This window comes from Sphingomonas sp. Leaf4, assembly GCF_920939515.1.
GTDB lineage: Bacteria > Pseudomonadota > Alphaproteobacteria > Sphingomonadales > Sphingomonadaceae > Sphingomonas.
In genome coordinates, this window is record NZ_CAKLBB010000009.1 from 179,420 (window position 1) to 197,684 (window position 18,265).

At 68.0% G+C, this 18,265-nt stretch carries 17 protein-coding genes and 1 pseudogene; 14 read left to right on the plus strand and 4 right to left on the minus strand.

The annotated features are described in order from the left end of the window. The first annotated feature begins 55 nt into the window (after positions 1-55). From LRA89_RS15235 to LRA89_RS15245, 3 genes and pseudogenes are all read left to right on the plus strand, one after another. Positions 56-1,267 (plus strand): LL-diaminopimelate aminotransferase, encoded by a 1,212-nt coding sequence (locus LRA89_RS15235; protein ID WP_056491973.1) that lies wholly within the window; start codon positions 56-58, stop codon positions 1,265-1,267. Positions 1,268-1,449: 182 nt separating this feature from the next. Then, complete coding sequence (locus LRA89_RS15240) at positions 1,450-1,848, plus strand: MAPEG family protein (RefSeq protein ID WP_230771485.1); 399 nt, start codon at positions 1,450-1,452, stop codon at positions 1,846-1,848. A gap of 178 nt (positions 1,849-2,026) precedes the next feature. Beyond that, positions 2,027-2,455: pseudogene (locus tag LRA89_RS15245) on the plus strand (DUF4142 domain-containing protein). A gap of 48 nt (positions 2,456-2,503) precedes the next feature. Here LRA89_RS15245 and LRA89_RS15250 read toward each other — a convergent pair. Then, positions 2,504-2,974 (minus strand): winged helix-turn-helix transcriptional regulator, encoded by a 471-nt coding sequence (locus tag LRA89_RS15250; RefSeq protein WP_055758515.1) that lies wholly within the window; start codon positions 2,972-2,974, stop codon positions 2,504-2,506. 136 nt (positions 2,975-3,110) lie between these two features. Between LRA89_RS15250 and LRA89_RS15255 the strand changes: the two genes are divergently transcribed. From LRA89_RS15255 to LRA89_RS15280, 6 genes are all read left to right on the plus strand, one after another. After that, the gene (locus tag LRA89_RS15255) at positions 3,111-3,410 is read left to right on the plus strand and encodes a CC_3452 family protein (protein ID WP_056491964.1); all 300 of its coding nucleotides are present in this window, start codon (positions 3,111-3,113) and stop codon (positions 3,408-3,410) included. Between the two features lie 61 nt (positions 3,411-3,471). Continuing rightward, on the plus strand, positions 3,472-5,562 hold the full coding sequence (locus tag LRA89_RS15260) for a RelA/SpoT family protein (protein WP_230771487.1): 2,091 nt from the start codon (positions 3,472-3,474) through the stop codon (positions 5,560-5,562). Between the two features lie 102 nt (positions 5,563-5,664). Continuing rightward, positions 5,665-7,494: a cobaltochelatase subunit CobT gene (gene cobT, locus LRA89_RS15265; protein ID WP_230771489.1), complete on the plus strand. Its 1,830-nt coding sequence runs from the start codon at positions 5,665-5,667 to the stop codon at positions 7,492-7,494. Next, a complete protein-coding gene (locus tag LRA89_RS15270; RefSeq protein ID WP_230771492.1) occupies positions 7,491-7,742 on the plus strand; it encodes a ribbon-helix-helix domain-containing protein in 252 nt (83 codons plus the stop codon). Before cobT ends, LRA89_RS15270 begins: the two co-directional genes overlap by 4 nt. A 324-nt stretch (positions 7,743-8,066) precedes the next feature. Further along, the gene (locus LRA89_RS15275; protein WP_230771524.1) at positions 8,067-10,406 is read left to right on the plus strand and encodes a TonB-dependent receptor; all 2,340 of its coding nucleotides are present in this window, start codon (positions 8,067-8,069) and stop codon (positions 10,404-10,406) included. A gap of 85 nt (positions 10,407-10,491) precedes the next feature. After that, positions 10,492-11,175: a Fe2+-dependent dioxygenase gene (locus LRA89_RS15280; RefSeq protein ID WP_230771494.1), complete on the plus strand. Its 684-nt coding sequence runs from the start codon at positions 10,492-10,494 to the stop codon at positions 11,173-11,175. 237 nt (positions 11,176-11,412) lie between these two features. Here the strand turns inward: LRA89_RS15280 and LRA89_RS15285 are convergent, their stop codons facing one another. After that, positions 11,413-12,432 (minus strand): glycosyltransferase family 2 protein, encoded by a 1,020-nt coding sequence (locus tag LRA89_RS15285; protein WP_055758503.1) that lies wholly within the window; start codon positions 12,430-12,432, stop codon positions 11,413-11,415. A gap of 101 nt (positions 12,433-12,533) precedes the next feature. Here LRA89_RS15285 and LRA89_RS15290 point away from each other — a divergent pair, with 101 nt between their 5' ends. The 3 genes from LRA89_RS15290 (at position 12,534) to LRA89_RS15300 (ending at position 13,784) form a co-directional block, all read left to right on the plus strand. Beyond that, entirely contained in the window at positions 12,534-12,884 is a 351-nt protein-coding gene (locus tag LRA89_RS15290) for a hypothetical protein (protein WP_055758501.1), read from the plus strand. Positions 12,885-12,979: 95 nt separating this feature from the next. Next, the gene (locus LRA89_RS15295) at positions 12,980-13,198 is read left to right on the plus strand and encodes a hypothetical protein (RefSeq protein WP_055758498.1); all 219 of its coding nucleotides are present in this window, start codon (positions 12,980-12,982) and stop codon (positions 13,196-13,198) included. A 10-nt stretch (positions 13,199-13,208) separates the two neighbouring features. Beyond that, entirely contained in the window at positions 13,209-13,784 is a 576-nt protein-coding gene (locus LRA89_RS15300; protein WP_230771496.1) for a class I SAM-dependent methyltransferase, read from the plus strand. Here the strand turns inward: LRA89_RS15300 and queG are convergent. Continuing rightward, entirely contained in the window at positions 13,760-14,836 is a 1,077-nt protein-coding gene (gene queG, locus LRA89_RS15305) for a tRNA epoxyqueuosine(34) reductase QueG (protein ID WP_230771497.1), read from the minus strand. The genes LRA89_RS15300 and queG overlap by 25 nt on opposite strands. Before the next feature lie 62 nt (positions 14,837-14,898). On the opposite strand from queG, the gene LRA89_RS15310 reads away from it, so the two are divergent. Both LRA89_RS15310 and LRA89_RS15315 read left to right on the plus strand, forming a co-directional pair. Continuing rightward, positions 14,899-15,837 (plus strand): ABC transporter ATP-binding protein, encoded by a 939-nt coding sequence (locus tag LRA89_RS15310; RefSeq protein ID WP_443024985.1) that lies wholly within the window; start codon positions 14,899-14,901, stop codon positions 15,835-15,837. Continuing rightward, on the plus strand, positions 15,834-17,057 hold the full coding sequence (locus LRA89_RS15315; RefSeq protein WP_230771501.1) for an ABC transporter permease: 1,224 nt from the start codon (positions 15,834-15,836) through the stop codon (positions 17,055-17,057). Before LRA89_RS15310 ends, LRA89_RS15315 begins: the two co-directional genes overlap by 4 nt. Here the strand turns inward: LRA89_RS15315 and LRA89_RS15320 are convergent. Further along, a complete protein-coding gene (locus LRA89_RS15320) occupies positions 16,999-17,988 on the minus strand; it encodes a phosphatase PAP2 family protein (protein ID WP_230771504.1) in 990 nt (329 codons plus the stop codon). The genes LRA89_RS15315 and LRA89_RS15320 overlap by 59 nt on opposite strands. Positions 17,989-18,265 lie beyond the last annotated feature (277 nt).

Genomic DNA, 18,265 nt, shown 5'->3' on the forward strand with positions numbered 1-18,265 from the left:
CAGGTCTACCGATTAGCCGCTTACTCGCGTAAGGGCGATGACGAAAGGAACGAGAATGTCCGACGAATTCTACCGCATGAAACGCCTGCCGCCCTATGTCATCGCCGAGGTGAACGCGATGCGGGCAGCGGCGCGCAGCGGTGGCGAGGACATCATCGACCTCGGCATGGGCAATCCCGACCTGCCCCCGCCCGACCATGTGATCGAAAAACTGGTCGAGGTCGCCCGCATGCCCTCGGCGCACGGCTATTCGCAGTCGCGCGGCATTCCCGGGCTGCGCCGCGCGCAGGCCAATTATTACGGCCGCCGCTTCGGCGTCGACATCGATCCCGAAACCGAGGTTGTGGTGACGATGGGATCGAAGGAGGGGCTGGCCAGCCTTGCGACCGCGATCACCGCGCCTGGCGACGTCATCCTCGCACCCAACCCCAGCTACCCGATCCACATGTTCGGCTTCATCATCGCCGGGGCCACGATCCGTGCGGTGCCGACGACCCCCGACGAGCAGTATTTCGAGAGTCTCGAAAAGGCGATGGCATTCACCGTGCCCAAGCCCAGCGTGCTGGTGATGGGCTATCCGTCGAACCCGACCGCCGAGGTCGTCGATCTGGCGTTCTACGAACGGGTCGTCGCCTTTGCGAAAGAACATGGCCTCTGGGTCATCTCCGACCTCGCCTATAGCGAACTGTATTACGACGGCTGCCCGACGCCCTCGATCCTGCAGGTCAAGGGCGCGAAGGACGTGGCGATCGAGTTCACCTCGCTCTCCAAGACCTATTCGATGGCCGGCTGGCGGATGGGCTTCGGCGTCGGCAACAAGAAGCTGATCGCGGCGATGACGCGGGTGAAATCCTATCTCGACTATGGCGCATTCACCCCGATCCAGGCGGCGGCATGCGCGGCACTGAACGGCCCGCAGGACATCGTCGAGAAGAACCGACAGCTCTATCACAAGCGCCGCGACGTGCTGGTCGAAAGCTTCGCCCGCGCCGGATGGGACATCCCCTCGCCGCGCGCATCGATGTTCGCATGGGCACCGCTGCCCCCCGCGCTCGCCCATCTCGGATCGCTCGAGTTCTCCAAGCAGTTGCTGACCGAGGCCAAAGTCGCCGTCGCTCCCGGCGTCGGCTATGGCGAGAACGGCGAGGGCTATGTCCGCATCGCCATGGTCGAGAACGAGCAGCGGCTGCGCCAGGCGGCGCGCAACGTGAAGAAATATCTCCAGTCGATGGGCGTCAACACGCCGGCTGGACGCAACGCGGTGTAGTTTCTTCTCCCCTCCCTGGCAGGGAGGGGGCGGGGGTGGGTCGGCCCGCGAGGGAAGGCTACCGTGCGACAACGAGCCAACCCACCCCCGGCCCCTCCCTTGTTCAAGGGAGGGGAGCGGCCCCCATGGAACCCGCGCCCACACCCGTCGCTATAGCGCACAACCACACCGGAGCACCGACGATGACCGACCTGCCGACCGAACTGCTGGTGCTTGCGTGGTCGACGGTGCTGCTGGTCGTCGCGATTATGTTGCAAGGCCAACTCGTCACCCGCGAGCTGGGCGTCGGGTGGAACGCGGGCGCACGCGACGGCGATGCCCATCCCAAGAATGTCTATGCCGGCCGCGCGCAGCGTGCGCTCGACAATCTCAAGGAAACCTATCCGGCGTTCATCGCGCTCGCGCTCGCGCTGGCGGTGAGTGGGCGGACCGGGGGGCTGGGATCGGCGGGCGCGCTGCTGTGGCTGGTCGCGCGGATCGTCTATCACCCGCTCTATCTGTTCGGCGTGCCCTATCTGCGCAGCCTCGTCTGGCTCGCGTCGATGGTCGGGTTGCTGCTGATGTTCGTCCGATTGGTGTGACGGGTTCGACCCGAACAATCGTACTGATATAAATCAGCTAGTTGCGTTCCACCGTCCCCTTCCGCCGATGGTGCGCGTTGGCGGCCTGTCCCGCTGTTGCGCGAACGCGAAGGAGATGATGATGTTCCGACTGACGATGTTCGCCGCCGCCGCGGCCATGGCGGCCGCCGCGCCGCTGATGGCGCAGACCACCGATGCCACCACGTATGTCGCCAAGGCCGGCGCCAGCGACATGTACGAGCGCCAGTCGAGCCAGCTCGTGCTGCAATCGACCCGCGACCCCAAGGTCCGCGATTTCGCGACGATGATGGTGCGCGACCATGCCAAGAGCACCGCCGACGTGAAGCGCGCCGCGATGCAGGCCCGCGTCCGCGCGCCCGCGCCGAAGCTGGAGCCGATGTAGGCGCGGATGATCGCCGACCTGCGCCGCGCGACCGGCCCGGCGCGCGACCGGCTGTACGTCCAGCAGCAGCAGACCGCGCACCAGCAGGCGCTGGCGCTGCACAGCGGCTATGCGCAGCAGGGCAGCGCCGCGCCGCTCAAGACCGTTGCCGCCGCCACCGCCCCGGTCGTCCAGCATCATATCGAGATGTTGCAGGCGATGTAACGGTCGCCCCGTGCGGCTCCCCTCCCTGACAAGGGAGGGGAGATTTCCTCATGCCCCCGCCGCGACGTCCTGCGGCAGCGACCAGAGCAGGTCGCCCTGCCCCAGCACCCGCCCGTCCTCAGACAGCACGGCGACCGCCGCCACCGGTCGCCGATCGCGCGCGTCGACCAGCACCGGCGTGGCGGGCTTGCCGGTTTCCCAGCGTTCGCCCCATTGGCGCAGCGCCACCAGCATCGGCAGCAGCGCATGGCCCTTGTCGGTCAGGCGATATTCGATCTTGCGGCGATCCGCCTCCACCGTGCAGCGCTCGAGGATGCCATGCCCCACCAGCCGCGACAGCCGGCTGGCGAGGATGTTGCGAGCGATGCCCAGTTCCGACTGGAATTCCTCGAAATGCTGCAACCCGTTGAACGCGGCGCGCAGGATCAGCAGCGACCAGCGCTCGCCCATCGCCTCCAGCGCGGCGGGCAGGCTGCAACGGCTGGCCAGTTCGCGCAGCGGCTCTCGAAGCGTCGTCATGGCCGCCGGTCTAGCGCATCGCCCCGGCGAAAGGAAACACCGCGAAGCTTGCGATGCAGCACCAGTAGCATATTGCTACTTACAACAATGTCCATTACCCGATGGCGACTGATTCAAGCCACCGGAGTCCCGTTCGATGAAGCCCTTCGCCCTGTTCGCCGCCGCCCTCCTCGCCCTGCCGTTCGCGGCTGCGGCGCAGCCGGCGAAGGGCTATAGCGCGACCCCGGCGACCGCGCCCGCGGTCGACAGCCTCATTACCCGCAGCACGCCCTGGACCTGCGGCGACACCGTCTGCACCGCCGGCAAGACCGCCGGCAGCCCGCTGGCGATGTGCCAGTTGACCGCGCGGCAACTGGGTCCGCTGACCGCGTTCGTCGCCAACGGCACCGCTTTTGCGGCCGATCAGCTCGAAAAGTGCAACGCCCGCGCGAAGTGATCGGATGATGGGCGGGCAAAAACGGTTGCATTGCCCGCCCGGCTCGCCCCATCTAGATCCCATGCTGCGCCAGTATGAATTGGTCGAGCGGGTCAAGGCCTATGATCCCGATGCAAACGAGGCCTTGCTCAACCGCGCCTATGTGTTCTCGATGCACGCGCATGGCAGTCAGAAACGTGCCTCGGGCGATCCCTATTTCAGCCATCCGATCGAGGTGGCGGGGATTCTGACCGACCTGCACCTCGACGACGAGACGATCGCGACCGCGATCCTGCACGACACGGTCGAGGATACGGTGGCGACGCACGAGGAGATTCGGGCCAAATTCGGGGTCAACGTCGCCCGGCTGGTCGAGGGCGTGACCAAGCTCAGCAAGATCGAAGCGCAGACCGAGAACGAGCGCGCGGCGGAAAACCTGCGCAAGTTCCTGCTCGCCATGTCGGACGACATTCGCGTGCTGCTGGTGAAGCTGGCCGACCGGCTGCACAACATGCGCACGCTCCATCACATATCGAAGCCCGAGAAGCGCAAGCGGATCGCGCGCGAGACGATGGACATCTATGCCCCGCTTGCCGAGCGGATCGGCATGTACGAATTCATGAACGAGATGCAGACGCTGGCATTTCGCGAGATCGAACCCGAGGCGTATGAATCGATCACCCGCCGCCTCGAACAACTGGAGGAAGGCGGCGGCGACCGCGTCACCAAGATCGGCGGCGACCTGAAAGCGATGCTCGACCGCCATGGCATCGCGGCCGACGTGTCGGGACGGCGCAAGCATCCCTATTCGATCTGGCGCAAGATGTCCGAGCGGCACGTCAGCCTCGAACAGCTCTCCGACATCGTCGCCTTCCGTGCGATCGTCGACAGCGAGGAGGAATGCTACCGCGCGCTGGGCATCATCCACCGCCGCTGGCCGATGGTGCCGGGACGGTTCAAGGACTATATCTCGACGCCCAAGCGCAACGGCTATCGCTCGCTTCACACAGCGGTGATCCATGCCGAGAACATGCGGATCGAGGTGCAGATCCGCACGCGCGAGATGCACGCGCAGGCCGAATTCGGCCTCGCCGCGCACTGGGCCTACAAGCAGGATGCGGTGCGCCCCGACACGCAGGTGCGCTGGATCCGCGACCTCGTCGAAATCCTCGACAACGCCGAGAGCCCCGAGGAGCTGCTCGAACACACCCGCATGGCGATGTACGCCGACCGCATCTTCGCATTCACCCCGAAGGGCGAACTGCACCAGTTGCCCAAGGGCGCCACGCCGATCGACTTCGCCTATGCGGTGCATACCGATCTGGGCGATCAGGCGGTGGGCGCGAAGGTCAACGGCGGCGTCGTGCCGCTGCGCACCGAACTGAAGAACGGCGACCAGGTGCAGATCCTGCGCTCCAAGGCGCAGCGGCCGCAGGCGAACTGGCTGAACTTCGCGATCACCGGCAAGGCGCGCGCCGCGATCCGCCGCTATATCCGCCACCGCGAGCGTGAGGAAACGGTCGCGCTGGGCACCAAGCTGTACCACGAACTGGTCGCCCGCCTGCCCGTCCCCGCCGGCAGCGACGCGCTGGGCGAGGCGCTCAAGCGGCTCAAGATCGCAGACGAGGCGACGCTGTTCGAGGGGCTGGCGCGCGGCAAGCTGACCGAGGAAGCGGTGATGGAGGCGGTGATGCCCGGTGCCATCGCCGATCCGAAGATCGAACCGATCCCGGCGCAGCGCGCGCCGATCGAGATCAAGGGGCTGACTGCCGGGGTCGGCTACGACCTCGCCACCTGCTGCCATCCGGTGCCTGGCGACCGCATCATCGGCGTGCGCAGCGACGACGGCCGGTTCGAGGTCCACGACATCGCCTGTCGTCAGGTCGACGCGATCGATCCGCATCACTGGATCGACCTGACGTGGGGCGACAATGCCGAAGGGGCGACCGCGCGAATCGCGGTGACGCTGAAGAACGAACCCGGCGCACTGGGCGTGATCGCCACCGTGATCGGCGGCCACCGCGCGAACATCCTCGGGCTCCGGCTCGACAATCGCGACACGACGTTCCACACCAACACGATCGACGTCGAGGTGCGCGACGCGGCGCATCTGATGAAACTGCTCGCCGGCCTGCGCGCGGCGGACGCGGTGAACGCGGCGGAGCGGGTGTAACCACCCCCTTTCGTCATTCCCGCGCAGGCGGGAATGACGAAGGTTGTGGGATGACGCCGACCGCCCTTGCCCTCGCCCCCACCAATCCCCAAAGCATGCCCCATGGTACAGGACTCCCCGCTCGACCGGTTTCGTGACGTATTGCGCGGCACGTCGCGCGCGATCGCCGAAGAACCCGAGATCGAGCTGGCGTTCACCGCCGACGCGCCGGTCGCGTCGGGCAAGCATATCAAGGTGCCGATGCCCGCCCGCGCGCTGCCCGCCGATCAGGTGGCCGAGGCACGAGGTCTGGCGGACGGCTTCGCGCTCAGGATGCGCCACCACGACGCCGCGCTCCACGCGCGCGGTGCGCCCGGCGACGCGGTGGCGCGCGCGGTGTTCGACGCGGTCGAACAGGCGCGGGTCGATGCGCTCGGGTCGGACGGCTATGCCGGCATCGCCGACAATCTCGACCATGCGCTCAATCTGCGAATGCGCTCCGATCCGATCACCCGCGCACGCACCCGTGCCGAGGTGCCATTGTCGACCGCGGTGCAACTGGTGGTGCGCGAACGGCTGACTGGCCGGCTGCCCCCGGCAGTCACGGCCCCCGGCATGGCGCTGATCCGCGACTGGATCGAGGCGCGCGCGGGCACGCAGCTCGATACGCTGTCGGCGCTGGTCGCCGACCAGTCGGCATTCGGGCGCGGCATCACCCGATTGCTCGAGGACCTCGAACTGATCGAGGGCGAGGTCGAACCCGAACAGGCCGACGACGGCGGCGACGATGCCGAGGGCGAGGACGACCAGACCCCTGAGGATGACGGCGACGATTCCGGCGAACAGCAGGGCGGCGAAGGCGAGGTCGAGGCACGGGGCCAAGACAGCGGCGACGATAGCGAAACCGGCGAATCGGACGACAGCGCCGAGAACGACGACGCGCAGGGCGACGACATGGCCGATGGCGAAGACGAGGGCGGCATGATGCCGGTCCGCCCCAACCGCCCGGTGCCCGACCTGAACGCCCAGTTCGACTATCGCCCGTTCACCACGAAGTTCGACGAAGTGGTCGCGGCCACCGAACTCTGCGAAGCCGACGAACTGGAACGGCTGCGCGCCTATCTCGACCAGCAACTGGTGCAGTTGCAGGGTGTCGTCACCAAGCTCGCCAACCGGCTGCAGCGGCGGTTGATGGCGCAGCAGTCGCGCTCGTGGGATTTCGATCAGGAAGAAGGAATGCTCGACGCCGCACGGCTGGCACGGGTGGTCATCAATCCGGCGCAATCGCTCAGCTACAAGATCGAGCGCGACACCGATTTCCGCGACACCGTCGTCACGCTGTTGATCGACAATTCGGGGTCGATGCGCGGCCGCCCGATCGGCATCGCCGCGATCAGCGCCGACATCCTCGCCCGCACGCTCGAACGGGTCGGGGTGAAGGTCGAGATCCTCGGCTTCACCACCCGCGCTTGGAAGGGCGGGCAGAGCCGCGAAGCATGGCTCGCCGCCGGCCGCCCGCCGCAGCCCGGCCGGCTCAACGACCTGCGTCACATCGTCTACAAACAGGCCGATGAGCCGTGGCGGCGCGCCAAACAGTCGCTCGGGCTGATGATGCGCGAGGGACTCCTCAAGGAGAATATCGACGGCGAGGCGTTGCTGTGGGCGCACGGCCGGCTGATCGCGCGGCCCGAGGATCGCAAGGTGCTGATGGTCATCAGCGACGGCGCGCCGGTCGACGATTCAACGCTGTCGGTCAATTCGGGCAGCTATCTCGAACGCCATCTGCGGCAGGTCATCGCCTATATCGAGGGCAAGTCGCCGGTCGAACTGGTCGCAATCGGCATCGGCCATGACGTGACGCGGTGGTACAGCCGCGCGGTCACGATCATGGATGCCGAGCAACTGGCGGGCACGATGATCGAACAGCTCGCGTCGCTCTTCGACAGCCCGTGAAGGTCGCCGCCCCGCCCGGCGGCTTTCGCGGGCCGGTGAAGCGATCGATCACCATCGCCGGCCACGCCACCTCGATCAGCCTCGAACCCGGTTTCTGGGCGGCGCTGGAGGCGCAGGCGGTGGCTCACGCCCTGCCGCTATCGGCGCTGGTCGCGGCGATCGACGCCGCGCGGATCGAAAGCGCCGATCCGCCGAACCTCGCAAGCGCGATCCGGTCGTGGTTGCTGGCGGCGGTGGCCGCCGGCTGACGCCAGGCATTGGCACAACCTGCTCCCCTCCCTGACAAGGGAGGGGCCGGGGGTGGGTAGGTCTGGGGCGGATGCCGCCGTTCCCTTGCAACCCGACCCACCCCCAACCCCTCCCTGTCAGGGAGGGGAGTAATCGGAACGGCCCGCGACAATCTTGCGACAAACATGAAAGCCACTCGCATTAGCATTGACTCTGCGAACGCATCGCAATAGCGGCGTCGGTATCGAAAGGGGATTTTCGTGACCGACACCCATACTACCGGCAGCAGCTCGCCAGCCTTCCTCGCGCTCGCCTGCGTGGGGTTCATCGCATCGGCCCCGGCCATGGCCGCCCCGCGCGACACCGCCGCGCCCGCCGCCCGCGCCGATGCGACCGACAATGATCCGCAGACGATCCTCGTCGAAGGCAAGCGCACCAAGACGCTCGAAAGCCCGAAGGCGACCGCCGAACTGATCGACACGCCGCAGACGATCACCGTCGTGTCGGATCAGGTGATCCGCAAGCAGAACCTCCAGACGCTGCGCGACATCCTCCAGACCGTGCCCGGCATCACCTTCGGCGCGGGCGAAGGCGGCGGCGGTTATGGCGATTCGATCAACCTGCGCGGCTTTTCGGCGAACAACGACATCACTGTCGACGGCATCCGCGACAGCGCGCAATACAGCCGGACCGATCCGTTCAACCTGCAACAGATCGAGGTCTACAACGGCGCCAATTCGGTGTTCAACGGATCGGGATCGGTCGGCGGCACGATCAACCTCGTCAGCAAGACGCCGGGCGGCGACGACCTGACGATCGTGCAGGGCTCGGTCGGCACCGATCGCTATTATCGCGGCGCGATCGACGCCAACCGCCGTATCACCGACACGGTCGGCGTGCGCCTGAACGCCGCCTATCACCACAACGACGTGCCCGGCCGCGATGTCGAGAAGTTCGAACGCTGGGGTGTCGCCCCCTCGATCACGATCGGGCTCGGCACGCCGACCAGCCTGACCCTCGCCTATGTCCACCAGCGCGACGACAATACGCCGCTGTACGGCCTGCCCTATTTCGACAACGGCACGGTCGGCGGCTTCCTGCCCGGCACCGATCGCAGCGATTATTACGGCTATCGCAACCTCGACCGGCAGCAGACGACGGTCGACCGCTTCACCGCCACCTTCGCCCATGCGGTCGATGCCCATGTGTCGGTGCGCAACCTCACCCGCTGGCAGCGCGTCGGCCAGGATACCGTGACCAGCGCGCCGCAGGGCACCTTCTGCCTGTCGACCAACCGCCAGCCGGTCGCGACCAGCGCGACCAACCCGGCGGGCCTCGCCTGTCCGGCGGGGGTGACGCCCGGCAACTGGCTGCCCAGCGGCCCGCGCGGGCTGGTGCGCGATCAGGAGAACCAGTTGCTGGTCAACCAGACCGACCTGCGCCTCGAACACGGCGCGCGCGGCGGCATCCGCAACGTCGCCAACATCGGCGTCAGCGGCATGATCGAGGATTATGCGATCACCAGCGGGTCGCTGCTGCGCAACGCCGACGGATCGGCGACGACGCCGCTGCCGCTGCTAGCGATCGTCAACCCCGACACGGTCTATCGCGGGCCGGTGAACTTCGTCACCACCGCGAAATCGCGCGGCACGTCGCGCAACGTCGCCGTCTATGCGTTCGACACGCTCGAACTCGGGCGGATGTTCGAACTGAACGGCGGGGTGCGCTGGGAGCATCAACGCTCGGTGTTCCAGGCGTTGCCGCTGCTGACGCTCGCGCCGGGCGTGGCCCAGCCGGCGGCGGCGCTTCAGGCGCGGCAGGTCAACGACGAAACGCTGTTCAGCTACCGCGTCGGCGCGGTGTTCCACCCGGTCGAGCGGGTCAGCGTCTACGCCGGCTATGGCAATGCGCGCACCCCCTCGTCGATCAGCGTGCGCGGCGGCTGCGTGGCGGTGTCGGGCACGGTCGTGACCAACACCTGCGACGTCGCACCCGAAACCGCGAAGAACTATGAAGCCGGGATCAAGGCCGGGCTGCTGAACGGCAAGCTCGAACTGACGGCGGCGGTGTTCCGCAACGAACGCACCAATTACCGCATCCCCTCGAACGATCCCGCGCTGCCGACCGTCCAGGTGCTCGACGGCAAGAGCCGGGTCGACGGCGTGGCGCTCGGCGTCTCGGGGACGATCACCCCGGCATGGACGGTGTTCGCCAACTACACCTATCTCGACAGCGAAGTGCGCCAGTCGGTCAGCGACTTCTGCCTCGCCCGCCCCGGCAGCATCGGCTGCGGCAACTCCGTCGCCAATCCCGATCCGCAAGCCGGCGCGAAGCTGGTACAGACCCCCGACCATTCGGGCAGCCTGTTCACGACCTTCCGCCTGCCCTTCGGCCTCGAGATCGGGTACGGCCTGACCTATCAGGGCAGCTTCACCACCTATGTCCCGAACCTCGCCAACGCCAATGCGCTGAAGGCGGAGGATTATCTGATCCACCGCGCCTATCTCGGCTACACGATCGGTCAGGGCTGGAGCCTGCAGCTCAACGTCCAGAACCTGACCGACGAACGCTATCTGACCGGCGTGCGCAACAACATCAACGCGACGACCGGCGTCGTCACCGGCGGCTGGGCGATGCCCGGCGACCGGCGACAGGCGGTGCTGAGCGTGTTCAAGAGCTTCTGACCGCGCACCCCGCCGGTCGGATTTCCTGCCCGTTCCCGGTGCTGCCACCGGGAACGGGCATTTTTCGGTTGAGGGACCACCGCCCATGCTGATCGCCATTCCCGACGTGCTGACCCCCGATCAGGTTGCCGGCCTGCGCGCCCTGATCGACGGTGGCGATTGGATCGACGGCAACGTCACCTCCGGTCCGCAATCGGCGCTGGCCAAGCGCAACGCGCAACTGGTCGAGGGGTCGGCGGCGGCGCGCGAGGGCGGCGGGCGCGTGCTCGATGCGCTGGGGGCCAATCCGCTGTTCGTCGCCGCCGCGCTGCCGGCGAAGGTCTTTCCGCCGCTGTTCAACCGCTATGCCGGGGGTCAGGCGTTCGGCGCGCATGTCGACAATGCGGTGCGCATCCAGCGCGGCTCGGACTTCCGCATCCGCAGCGACCTGTCGGCGACGCTGTTCCTGTCCGATCCCGAGACGTACGACGGCGGCGAACTGGTGATCGAGGATCTGTTCGGCACGCAATCGGTAAAGCTGCCCGCCGGGCATCTGGTGCTCTATCCCGCCTCGTCGCTCCACCGCGTCGAACCGGTGACGGCGGGCGCGCGGGTGGCGTCGTTCTTCTGGATCCAGTCGATGGTGCGCGGCGACGGCGAGCGCCGCATCCTGTTCGACATGGACCGCGCGATCCAGCGGCTCGTCGGGCAGGTCGGCCACGGCGACCGCTCGGTGATCGAGCTGACCGGGGTGTACCACAACCTGCTGCGGCGGTGGGCCGAGGTGTGAGAGTCGGTTTCACGCGAAGGCGCGAAGGCACGAAGAAGCAGGGTTGATCGCGCAGAGGCGCGGAGGCGCGGAGGGGTTGCGCTTGCAGGTGCGTCTGCCGCGTCAGCGGCCTTATCGTTCTCGTGGAGGGTGAAAGGCGGCTTTGCCGCATGCGCAACCCCTCTGCGCCTCCGCGCCTCCGCGCGAACCATTGCTTCTACTTCTTAGCGCCTCCGCGCCTTCGCGTAAAAACGACTCCTAAGCGCCCTGATCGGGCAACACCGGCGCCACCGTCACCTCGCCATGATCGCCCGCGCGATAGCCGAGACTCGCCCGCCCGCGTACCGGTCCGGCGACGTCGGCGACCAGATACAGCGGCCGCCGCTTCGATTCGACGTACAGCCGCCCGAGATACTCGCCGATCATCCCCAGTACGAACATCTGCGCCGCGCCGAGGAACACGACGACCAGCATCGTCGAGGTCCACCCCTGCACCGCGCTGCCCGACAGCCAGCCGACCGCGATATAGGCGAACAGCAGCAGCGACAGCCCGGTCAGCACCAGCCCGAGATGGCTGGCGAGCCGCAGCGGCGCGGTGGAGAATCCCGTCACCGCGTCCAGCGCGAAGCGGATCATCTTGCCCAGCGGATATTTGCTCTCGCCCGCCAGCCGCTCGTCGCGATCATAGGGAAACGGCACCTGCCGGAATCCGACCCACGCCACCATGCCGCGAATGAATCGCGCCTGTTCGGGCAAGCTCAGCAGCGCATCGAGCGCCCGCCTGCTCATCAGCCGGAAATCGCCGGTGTCGAGCGGGATCGGCGTGTCGGTCACGCGGTCGAGCACGCGGTAGAAGGCGGATGCGGTCAGCTTCTTGAAGAACGTCTCACCCTCGCGCTTGCGCCGCACGGCATAGACGACATCGGCCCCTTGCGCGTCCATCACGCTAAGCATCTCGCCGAGCAGTTCGGGCGGGTCCTGCAAGTCCGCATCGATGATGAGGATGCGCTCGCCCGCGCACAGGTCCAGCCCCGCCGTCAGCGCCAGTTGATGGCCGTGGTTGCGCGACAGGTTAATCGCCACCAGCCGGGGATCGACGGCGGCGAGTCGCTCCATCACCGCCCAGCTCTGGTCGCGCGATCCGTCGTTCACCAGCACGATCTCGTGATCGTCGCCGACGACCGCGCGCACCGCCGCCGACACGCGCGCATGCAGCACGTCGAGACAGGCGGCCTCGTTATAGCAGGGGACGACGACGGAGAGCGCGGGACGGTTCATAGGCGTCCGCGTTACCCTATGGCGCGCGACAGGAAAAGCGGGTGGCGATTGCATCGCCGCACCACGCGGTTAGGGTATCGCCTCCACCGTAGGAACCGCCGATGCGCCTCATCCTGTTGCCGCTGCTGATCGTCGCCACGCCAGCCATGGCACAAATCTGGGACGGGGGGCGCAGCGTCGCGCGGCCCGCCCCCCGGCAGCTCGACCCCGATGCCTTCGCCCGATCGCGCGAGGCGCGCGGGATCGACCGTTCGATCCGCGACGGTGTGCGGCGCGGCGAACTCACCCGGCGCGAGGGCCGCGAACTGCGCGCGCAGGCCGGCGCGATCGGTCGCACCTCGGGCGGCCTGTCCGCCGGGATCGGCCCGCAGCAAACCACGGCGTTGCTCGGCCTGCGCGGACTGGTCGACGCCCGGCGCGCGCAGGGTCGCGAGCGCAAGGCCGGCCGCTGACGCCCCTTGCCCGCCACCGCCACCCGCCCTAGGCAGGAGGCGGATAGCTACCATCCAGTCTCATTTTATCTACTTACCCCAAGGACTCCTGTACCGTGGCCGAAGTCATCCACTGCATCATCACCTCCAGTCTTGAAGGCAAGGGCGCGTTCGGCGTCCGCAAGGATACCGACGAGAATTGCTATTTCCCGGTGAGCGTCGCCGAGGCACTCGACATCGAAGCGTTCGAGGAGGTCGAGGCGATCGTCGTCCGCAACGACCGCGCCGACCCGGCATGGCGCGCGATCAAGGCGCGGCGGGTCGAGCGTACCTGACCGGCAGGGCGTGACCGGCGACCCGTCGCTCGGCTGGGAAGCGGTCGCGCCGGACTTCGCGGCCGTCCGCTCAGGGGTCGGTGCCGAGATCGTGCGCCACTGGTCGCGCCACCTGCCGCCCGGTGGCAGCGTGCTCGACATCGGCTGCGGCACTGGCATGCCGGTGGCCACGACGCTCGCCGATGCGGGGTTCGCGCTGTACGGCATCGATCCGTCGCCGACGATGCTCGCCCGGTTCCGCGCACAGGTGCGCCATGCCGGCGCTGCCTGCGAAACCGTGCAGGACAGCCGCTTCTTCGACCGCCGCTTCGACGCGATCGTGATGATCGGCGTCCTGTTCCTTTTGCCCGAAGCGGCGCAGCAGGCCGCGATTCACCGGATCGGCCGTGCGCTGTTGCCCGGCGGACGGTTGCTGTTCACCGCGCCGCGCATGGCCTGCCGCTGGACCGACAGCCTGACCGGCCAACCGTCGCAGTCGCTGGGCGAAGCGCGGTATCGCGCGCTGCTCGCCGACGCCGGCTGCTGCCTGACCGACATCGTCCGCGATGCCGGTGGGAACGACTATGTCGATGCCGTCGCCGGCTGACCCTCCAGCCGTGCCAGCGCCCACTGCGCCGCTTCCGCCACCGCCGCGTCGGCATCGTCCAGCAACGCCCGCACCGGCCGGACCAGCGCCACATCGCCGCTGTTCCCCGCCGCGATCAGCGCGTTGCGCACCATCCGGTCGCGGCCGATGCGCTTGATCGGCGATCCGCGAAACACCTCGCGAAAGCCCGCATCGTCGAGGTCGAGCAGATCGGCCAGCCGTGGCGCGGCGAACTCGGCGCGCGCGGCGAATGCGCGGTTGGCGGCGGCGGCATCGGCGAACTTGTTCCACGGGCACACCGCGAGGCAATCGTCACAGCCATAGATGCGGTTGCCGATGCCGGCGCGAAACTCATGTGGGATGGGACCTGCATGTTCGATCGTCAGATACGAGATGCAGCGCCGCGCATCGAGCCGATAGGGTGCGGGAAACGCATCGGTCGGGCACGCCCGCTGGCAGGCATCGCACGATCCGCAGGTGTCGGCCCCCGCCCGGTCGGGCGTCAGGTCGAGCGTGGTGTAGATCGCGCCGAGGAACAGCCAGCTCCCATGGGTCCGGCTGACGAGGTTGGTGTGCTTGCCCTGCCAGCCCAGCCCCGCCGCTTCCGCCAGCGGCTTTTCCATCACCGGCGCGGTATCGACGAACACCTTCAGGTCGCAGCCCGCCGTCTGCGCCAGCCAGCGGCCCAGCGCTTTGAGCGCCTTCTTGACCACGTCATGATAATCGCCACCCTGCGCATAGACCGAGATGCGCCCGCGGTCGCCGACCCCGGCCAGCGCCAGCGGATCGACCGGCGGGGCATAGCTCATGCCGAGCGCGATGACGCTTTGCACCTCGCTCCACAGCGCGGCGGGCGATCCGCGCTGGTGGCTGCGTTCCTCCATCCAGATCATCGATCCGTGCCGCCCCTCGTCCAGCCACTGGCGCAGCCGCTCGGCGGTGCGCGGCGCGGCATCGGCACGCGCGATGCCGCAGGCGACGAAGCCCAGTTCCGCCGCCTTCGCCCGGATGGCGGCGGCAATATCGGCGGGGGGGGCCTTGTGTTCGCGCATCAACCCCCGCTACCCTCTTGCGGCACCGGGCAAAAGTCCCGGCGAGCAGGGGGGCGATCAGTTTGCGTAGCGATGCTTTGGCGCTCAGCGCCACCGGACTGGTCAAACGGTTCGGCGACCGGCGCGTGGTGGACGGCATCGACCTCGCCGTGCCGACCGGATCGGTCTACGGCGTGCTCGGCCCCAATGGCGCGGGCAAGACGACGACGCTGCGCATGCTGCTCGGCATCATCGAACCCGATGAGGGGCAGCGCAGCCTGCTCGGCCACATTGCCCCACGCGACGCCTCCGACCGGGTGGGCTATCTGCCCGAGGAACGCGGCCTGTATCCCGGCATGAAGGCGCGCGAGGCGATCGCCTTTATGGGCGCGCTGCGCGGGCTCGACTGGTCGACCGGGCGCAAGCGCGCCGGCTCGATGATGGAGGCCGCCGGCCTCGGCCACGCCGCAGACCAGAAGATCCGCAAGCTGTCCAAGGGCATGGCGCAGTTCGTCCAGTTGCTCGGCAGCGTGGTGCATCAGCCCGAATTCCTCGTCCTCGACGAACCCTTTTCCGGCCTCGATCCGGTCAATCAGGAACGGCTGGAAGGGCTGATCCGCGCCGAGCGCGATCGCGGAGCGACGATCCTGTTCTCGACGCATGTCATGGCCCATGCCGAACGGCTGTGCGACCGGCTGTGCATCATCGCCGGCGGCAAACGCCGATTCGAGGGGACCGTCGACGACGCCCGCGCGATGCTGCCGATGAAGGCGCACTACGTGCCGCACCACCCCTCGCCCGACATCGCCCGGCTGCTACCGACGGACGCGCAGCCGGTCGACCCCACGCGCGGCGGCGGCTGGCGCTTCACCCTGCCCGCGCAAGGCATCGAAGGAATATTGGTGCGGCTGATCGACGCGGGCTACGGCATTTCGGGACTGTCGATCGAGCGCCCCGGCCTGCACGACGCCTTCGTCCGCATCGTCGGCGAAGCCGCCGCCAACCCGGAGATGGCGGCATGAGCGGCACCCGCAAACTGATCCGCCAGACGCTGACCATCGCGCGGCGCGATTTCACCGCGACCGTCATGACGCCGATGTTCCTCGTGTTTCTGCTGGCGCCGTTGTTCTTCGTCGGCTTCGGCGCGGTTGGCGGCCTCGGCGCGTCGGCGGCACGCGGCGGGACCGAGGGGAAGGTGCGCATCTACGCCATCGCCGCCCCCGCCGACGCCGCGCGGCTGCGCGCGGTCGATCGTTCGCTCCGCCCGGCGCTGCCCGAGGAACGCGGACCGCCGCCGCTGTTCACGCTCGCCCCGTCGGCCGATCCGGCGGCGCAGGCGCGCAAGCTGCTCGCTGATCCGAAGATCGACGTGCCCGCCGTCCTCTACGGCACGATCGACCGGCCGACCGTGCTGCACGCCAACAAGACCTCGACCTCGGCCGACTATCTCGCCGGCCTCGCCGAACAGGCGCTGCGCACCCGCCCCGACCTGACCGACGCGCCGCTGACCCGCCCGACCTTCGTCCGCGTCGCGCGCAGCGGCACGTCGCTCGGCGGCAAGAATGCGGCGGGCTTCTTCTCGGTCGTCACGCTGTTCATCGTCACGCTGATGCTGGCGGGACAGGCGGTCGGCACCATGGCGGAGGAACGTTCGAACAAGGTGATCGAGGTGCTCGCCGCCGCCGTGCCCCTGGAATCGGTGTTCCTCGGCAAGCTGATCGGCATGTTTGGCGTGGCGGTGCTGTTCCTCGCCTTCTGGGTGACGATCGGGGCCAATGTCGGCGCGCTGCTGCCCGAGGATATGGCGCAGGGGTTGAGCGGCATCGCCCCCGCGATCGGCCTGCCCGCCTTCGCCGCGCTCTATGTCGTCTATTTTACCATGGCGTACATGTTGCTCGGATCGGTGTTCCTGACCGTCGGCGCACAGGCATCGACCCCGCGCGAAATCCAGATGCTGTCGCTGCCCATCACCATCTTCCAGATGGCGATGTTCGGCTTCGCGCTCTCGGCGGTCGGCAAGCCCGGCACGTGGATCGCCACCGCCGCGCAGCTTTTCCCGTTCAGCTCGCCCTTCGCCATGGCCGCCCGCGCCGCGACCGATGGCGCGCTGTGGCCGCATTTCGCCGCGATCGCGTGGCAGTTGCTGTGGGTGACGCTGACGATCGCGCTGGGCGCGCGGCTGTTCAGGCGCGGGGTGTTGCAGTCGGCGGGGCCGAAATGGCGGTGGTGGAAGCGGGGCTGACCTGATCGACCATCCAGCGCCCGCCGACGATGCCGATCGCGGCGGCGAGGATGCCCGCCACCAGATCGACGACATAATGGCCGCCGATCGGCACCGCCGCCGCCAGCATCAGCGCGTTGAGCAGCGCGAACGGCCAGCGCAGCGGCGGCAGGTGCCAGAAGCCATAGCCGAGCAGCACCGCCGCCCCGGCATGGAAGCTCGGATAGTTGATGATGCCGTCCAGCGTCGCGAACGAGATGGTGCCGATCGTCCCGTCCTGTAACGCCAGCAGCAGTCGCGGCTGGTTCCACGGCACCGGATCGAGCATCGCGGGCACCTGCGCCGCCGCGATGCCGAAGTGATGATAGGCGCCCAGTGCCGGATGATGGGCGAAGAACGCCATGACCACGCACAGCGTCAGGACCCATGCGGCAAGGAAATGCCACAGCCGCCGGTGCCGCCCGCCCAGCGCATGGAGCGCGATCAGCAGCGCGGGTTGCCAGCCGATGCTGGCATAGGCGATGTTGGCGATCCGCACCGGAAGGCCGGACCGGTCGAAGGCCAGCATCGCGCGCGGCCAGTCGAACCCCGGGAGCAATATCCGGTCGGCGCGGGCGAGCGCGCCGTCGAAATAGGGATGCGGCCCCGCCGCCAGCACGAAGGTCAGCAGGCAGACGGTGGCGCAGATCGCGGTGAACAGCGCATAGCCCTCGATCATCGTCGCCAGCCGGAGCAGACCGCGCGCGCGCAGGCACCATGCGAACCATAGGATGCCGAGCATCATCCCGCCGAACATCGCGAACTCGTCGACCGCGATATGCAGCCCGGTCCGGTGCAGCGCGATCGGCATTCCCACCCAGCCGAGCAGCAGGAACAGGTAGACCGGCACCGCCCCGACCGCGAACGGTCGCTGGCACCCGATCGGCATGGCGTGGAGGGCGGCGGCCGGCATCGCCACTTCCTGCACCCTCATCCCTTAACGATGCGCAAATCCGTCACCCGCGCGACAGGCTCCGGCAGGCGGCATGACGGCGGTCAGCCCCGCTCCACCAACGTCACGATCGACAATCCCAACCGGCAGATCGCCTCGAACGATGGTCGCCTAGAGCATAATCCGAACGGCGTGAATCGTTGAGGGATTCCCAAGGGGACTGAAGTCTGATTCAAGCCTGTCACCGGCGACAGGAGGCCGGTCAGATGGGCAAGCCGTTATCGATGGACCTGCGGGA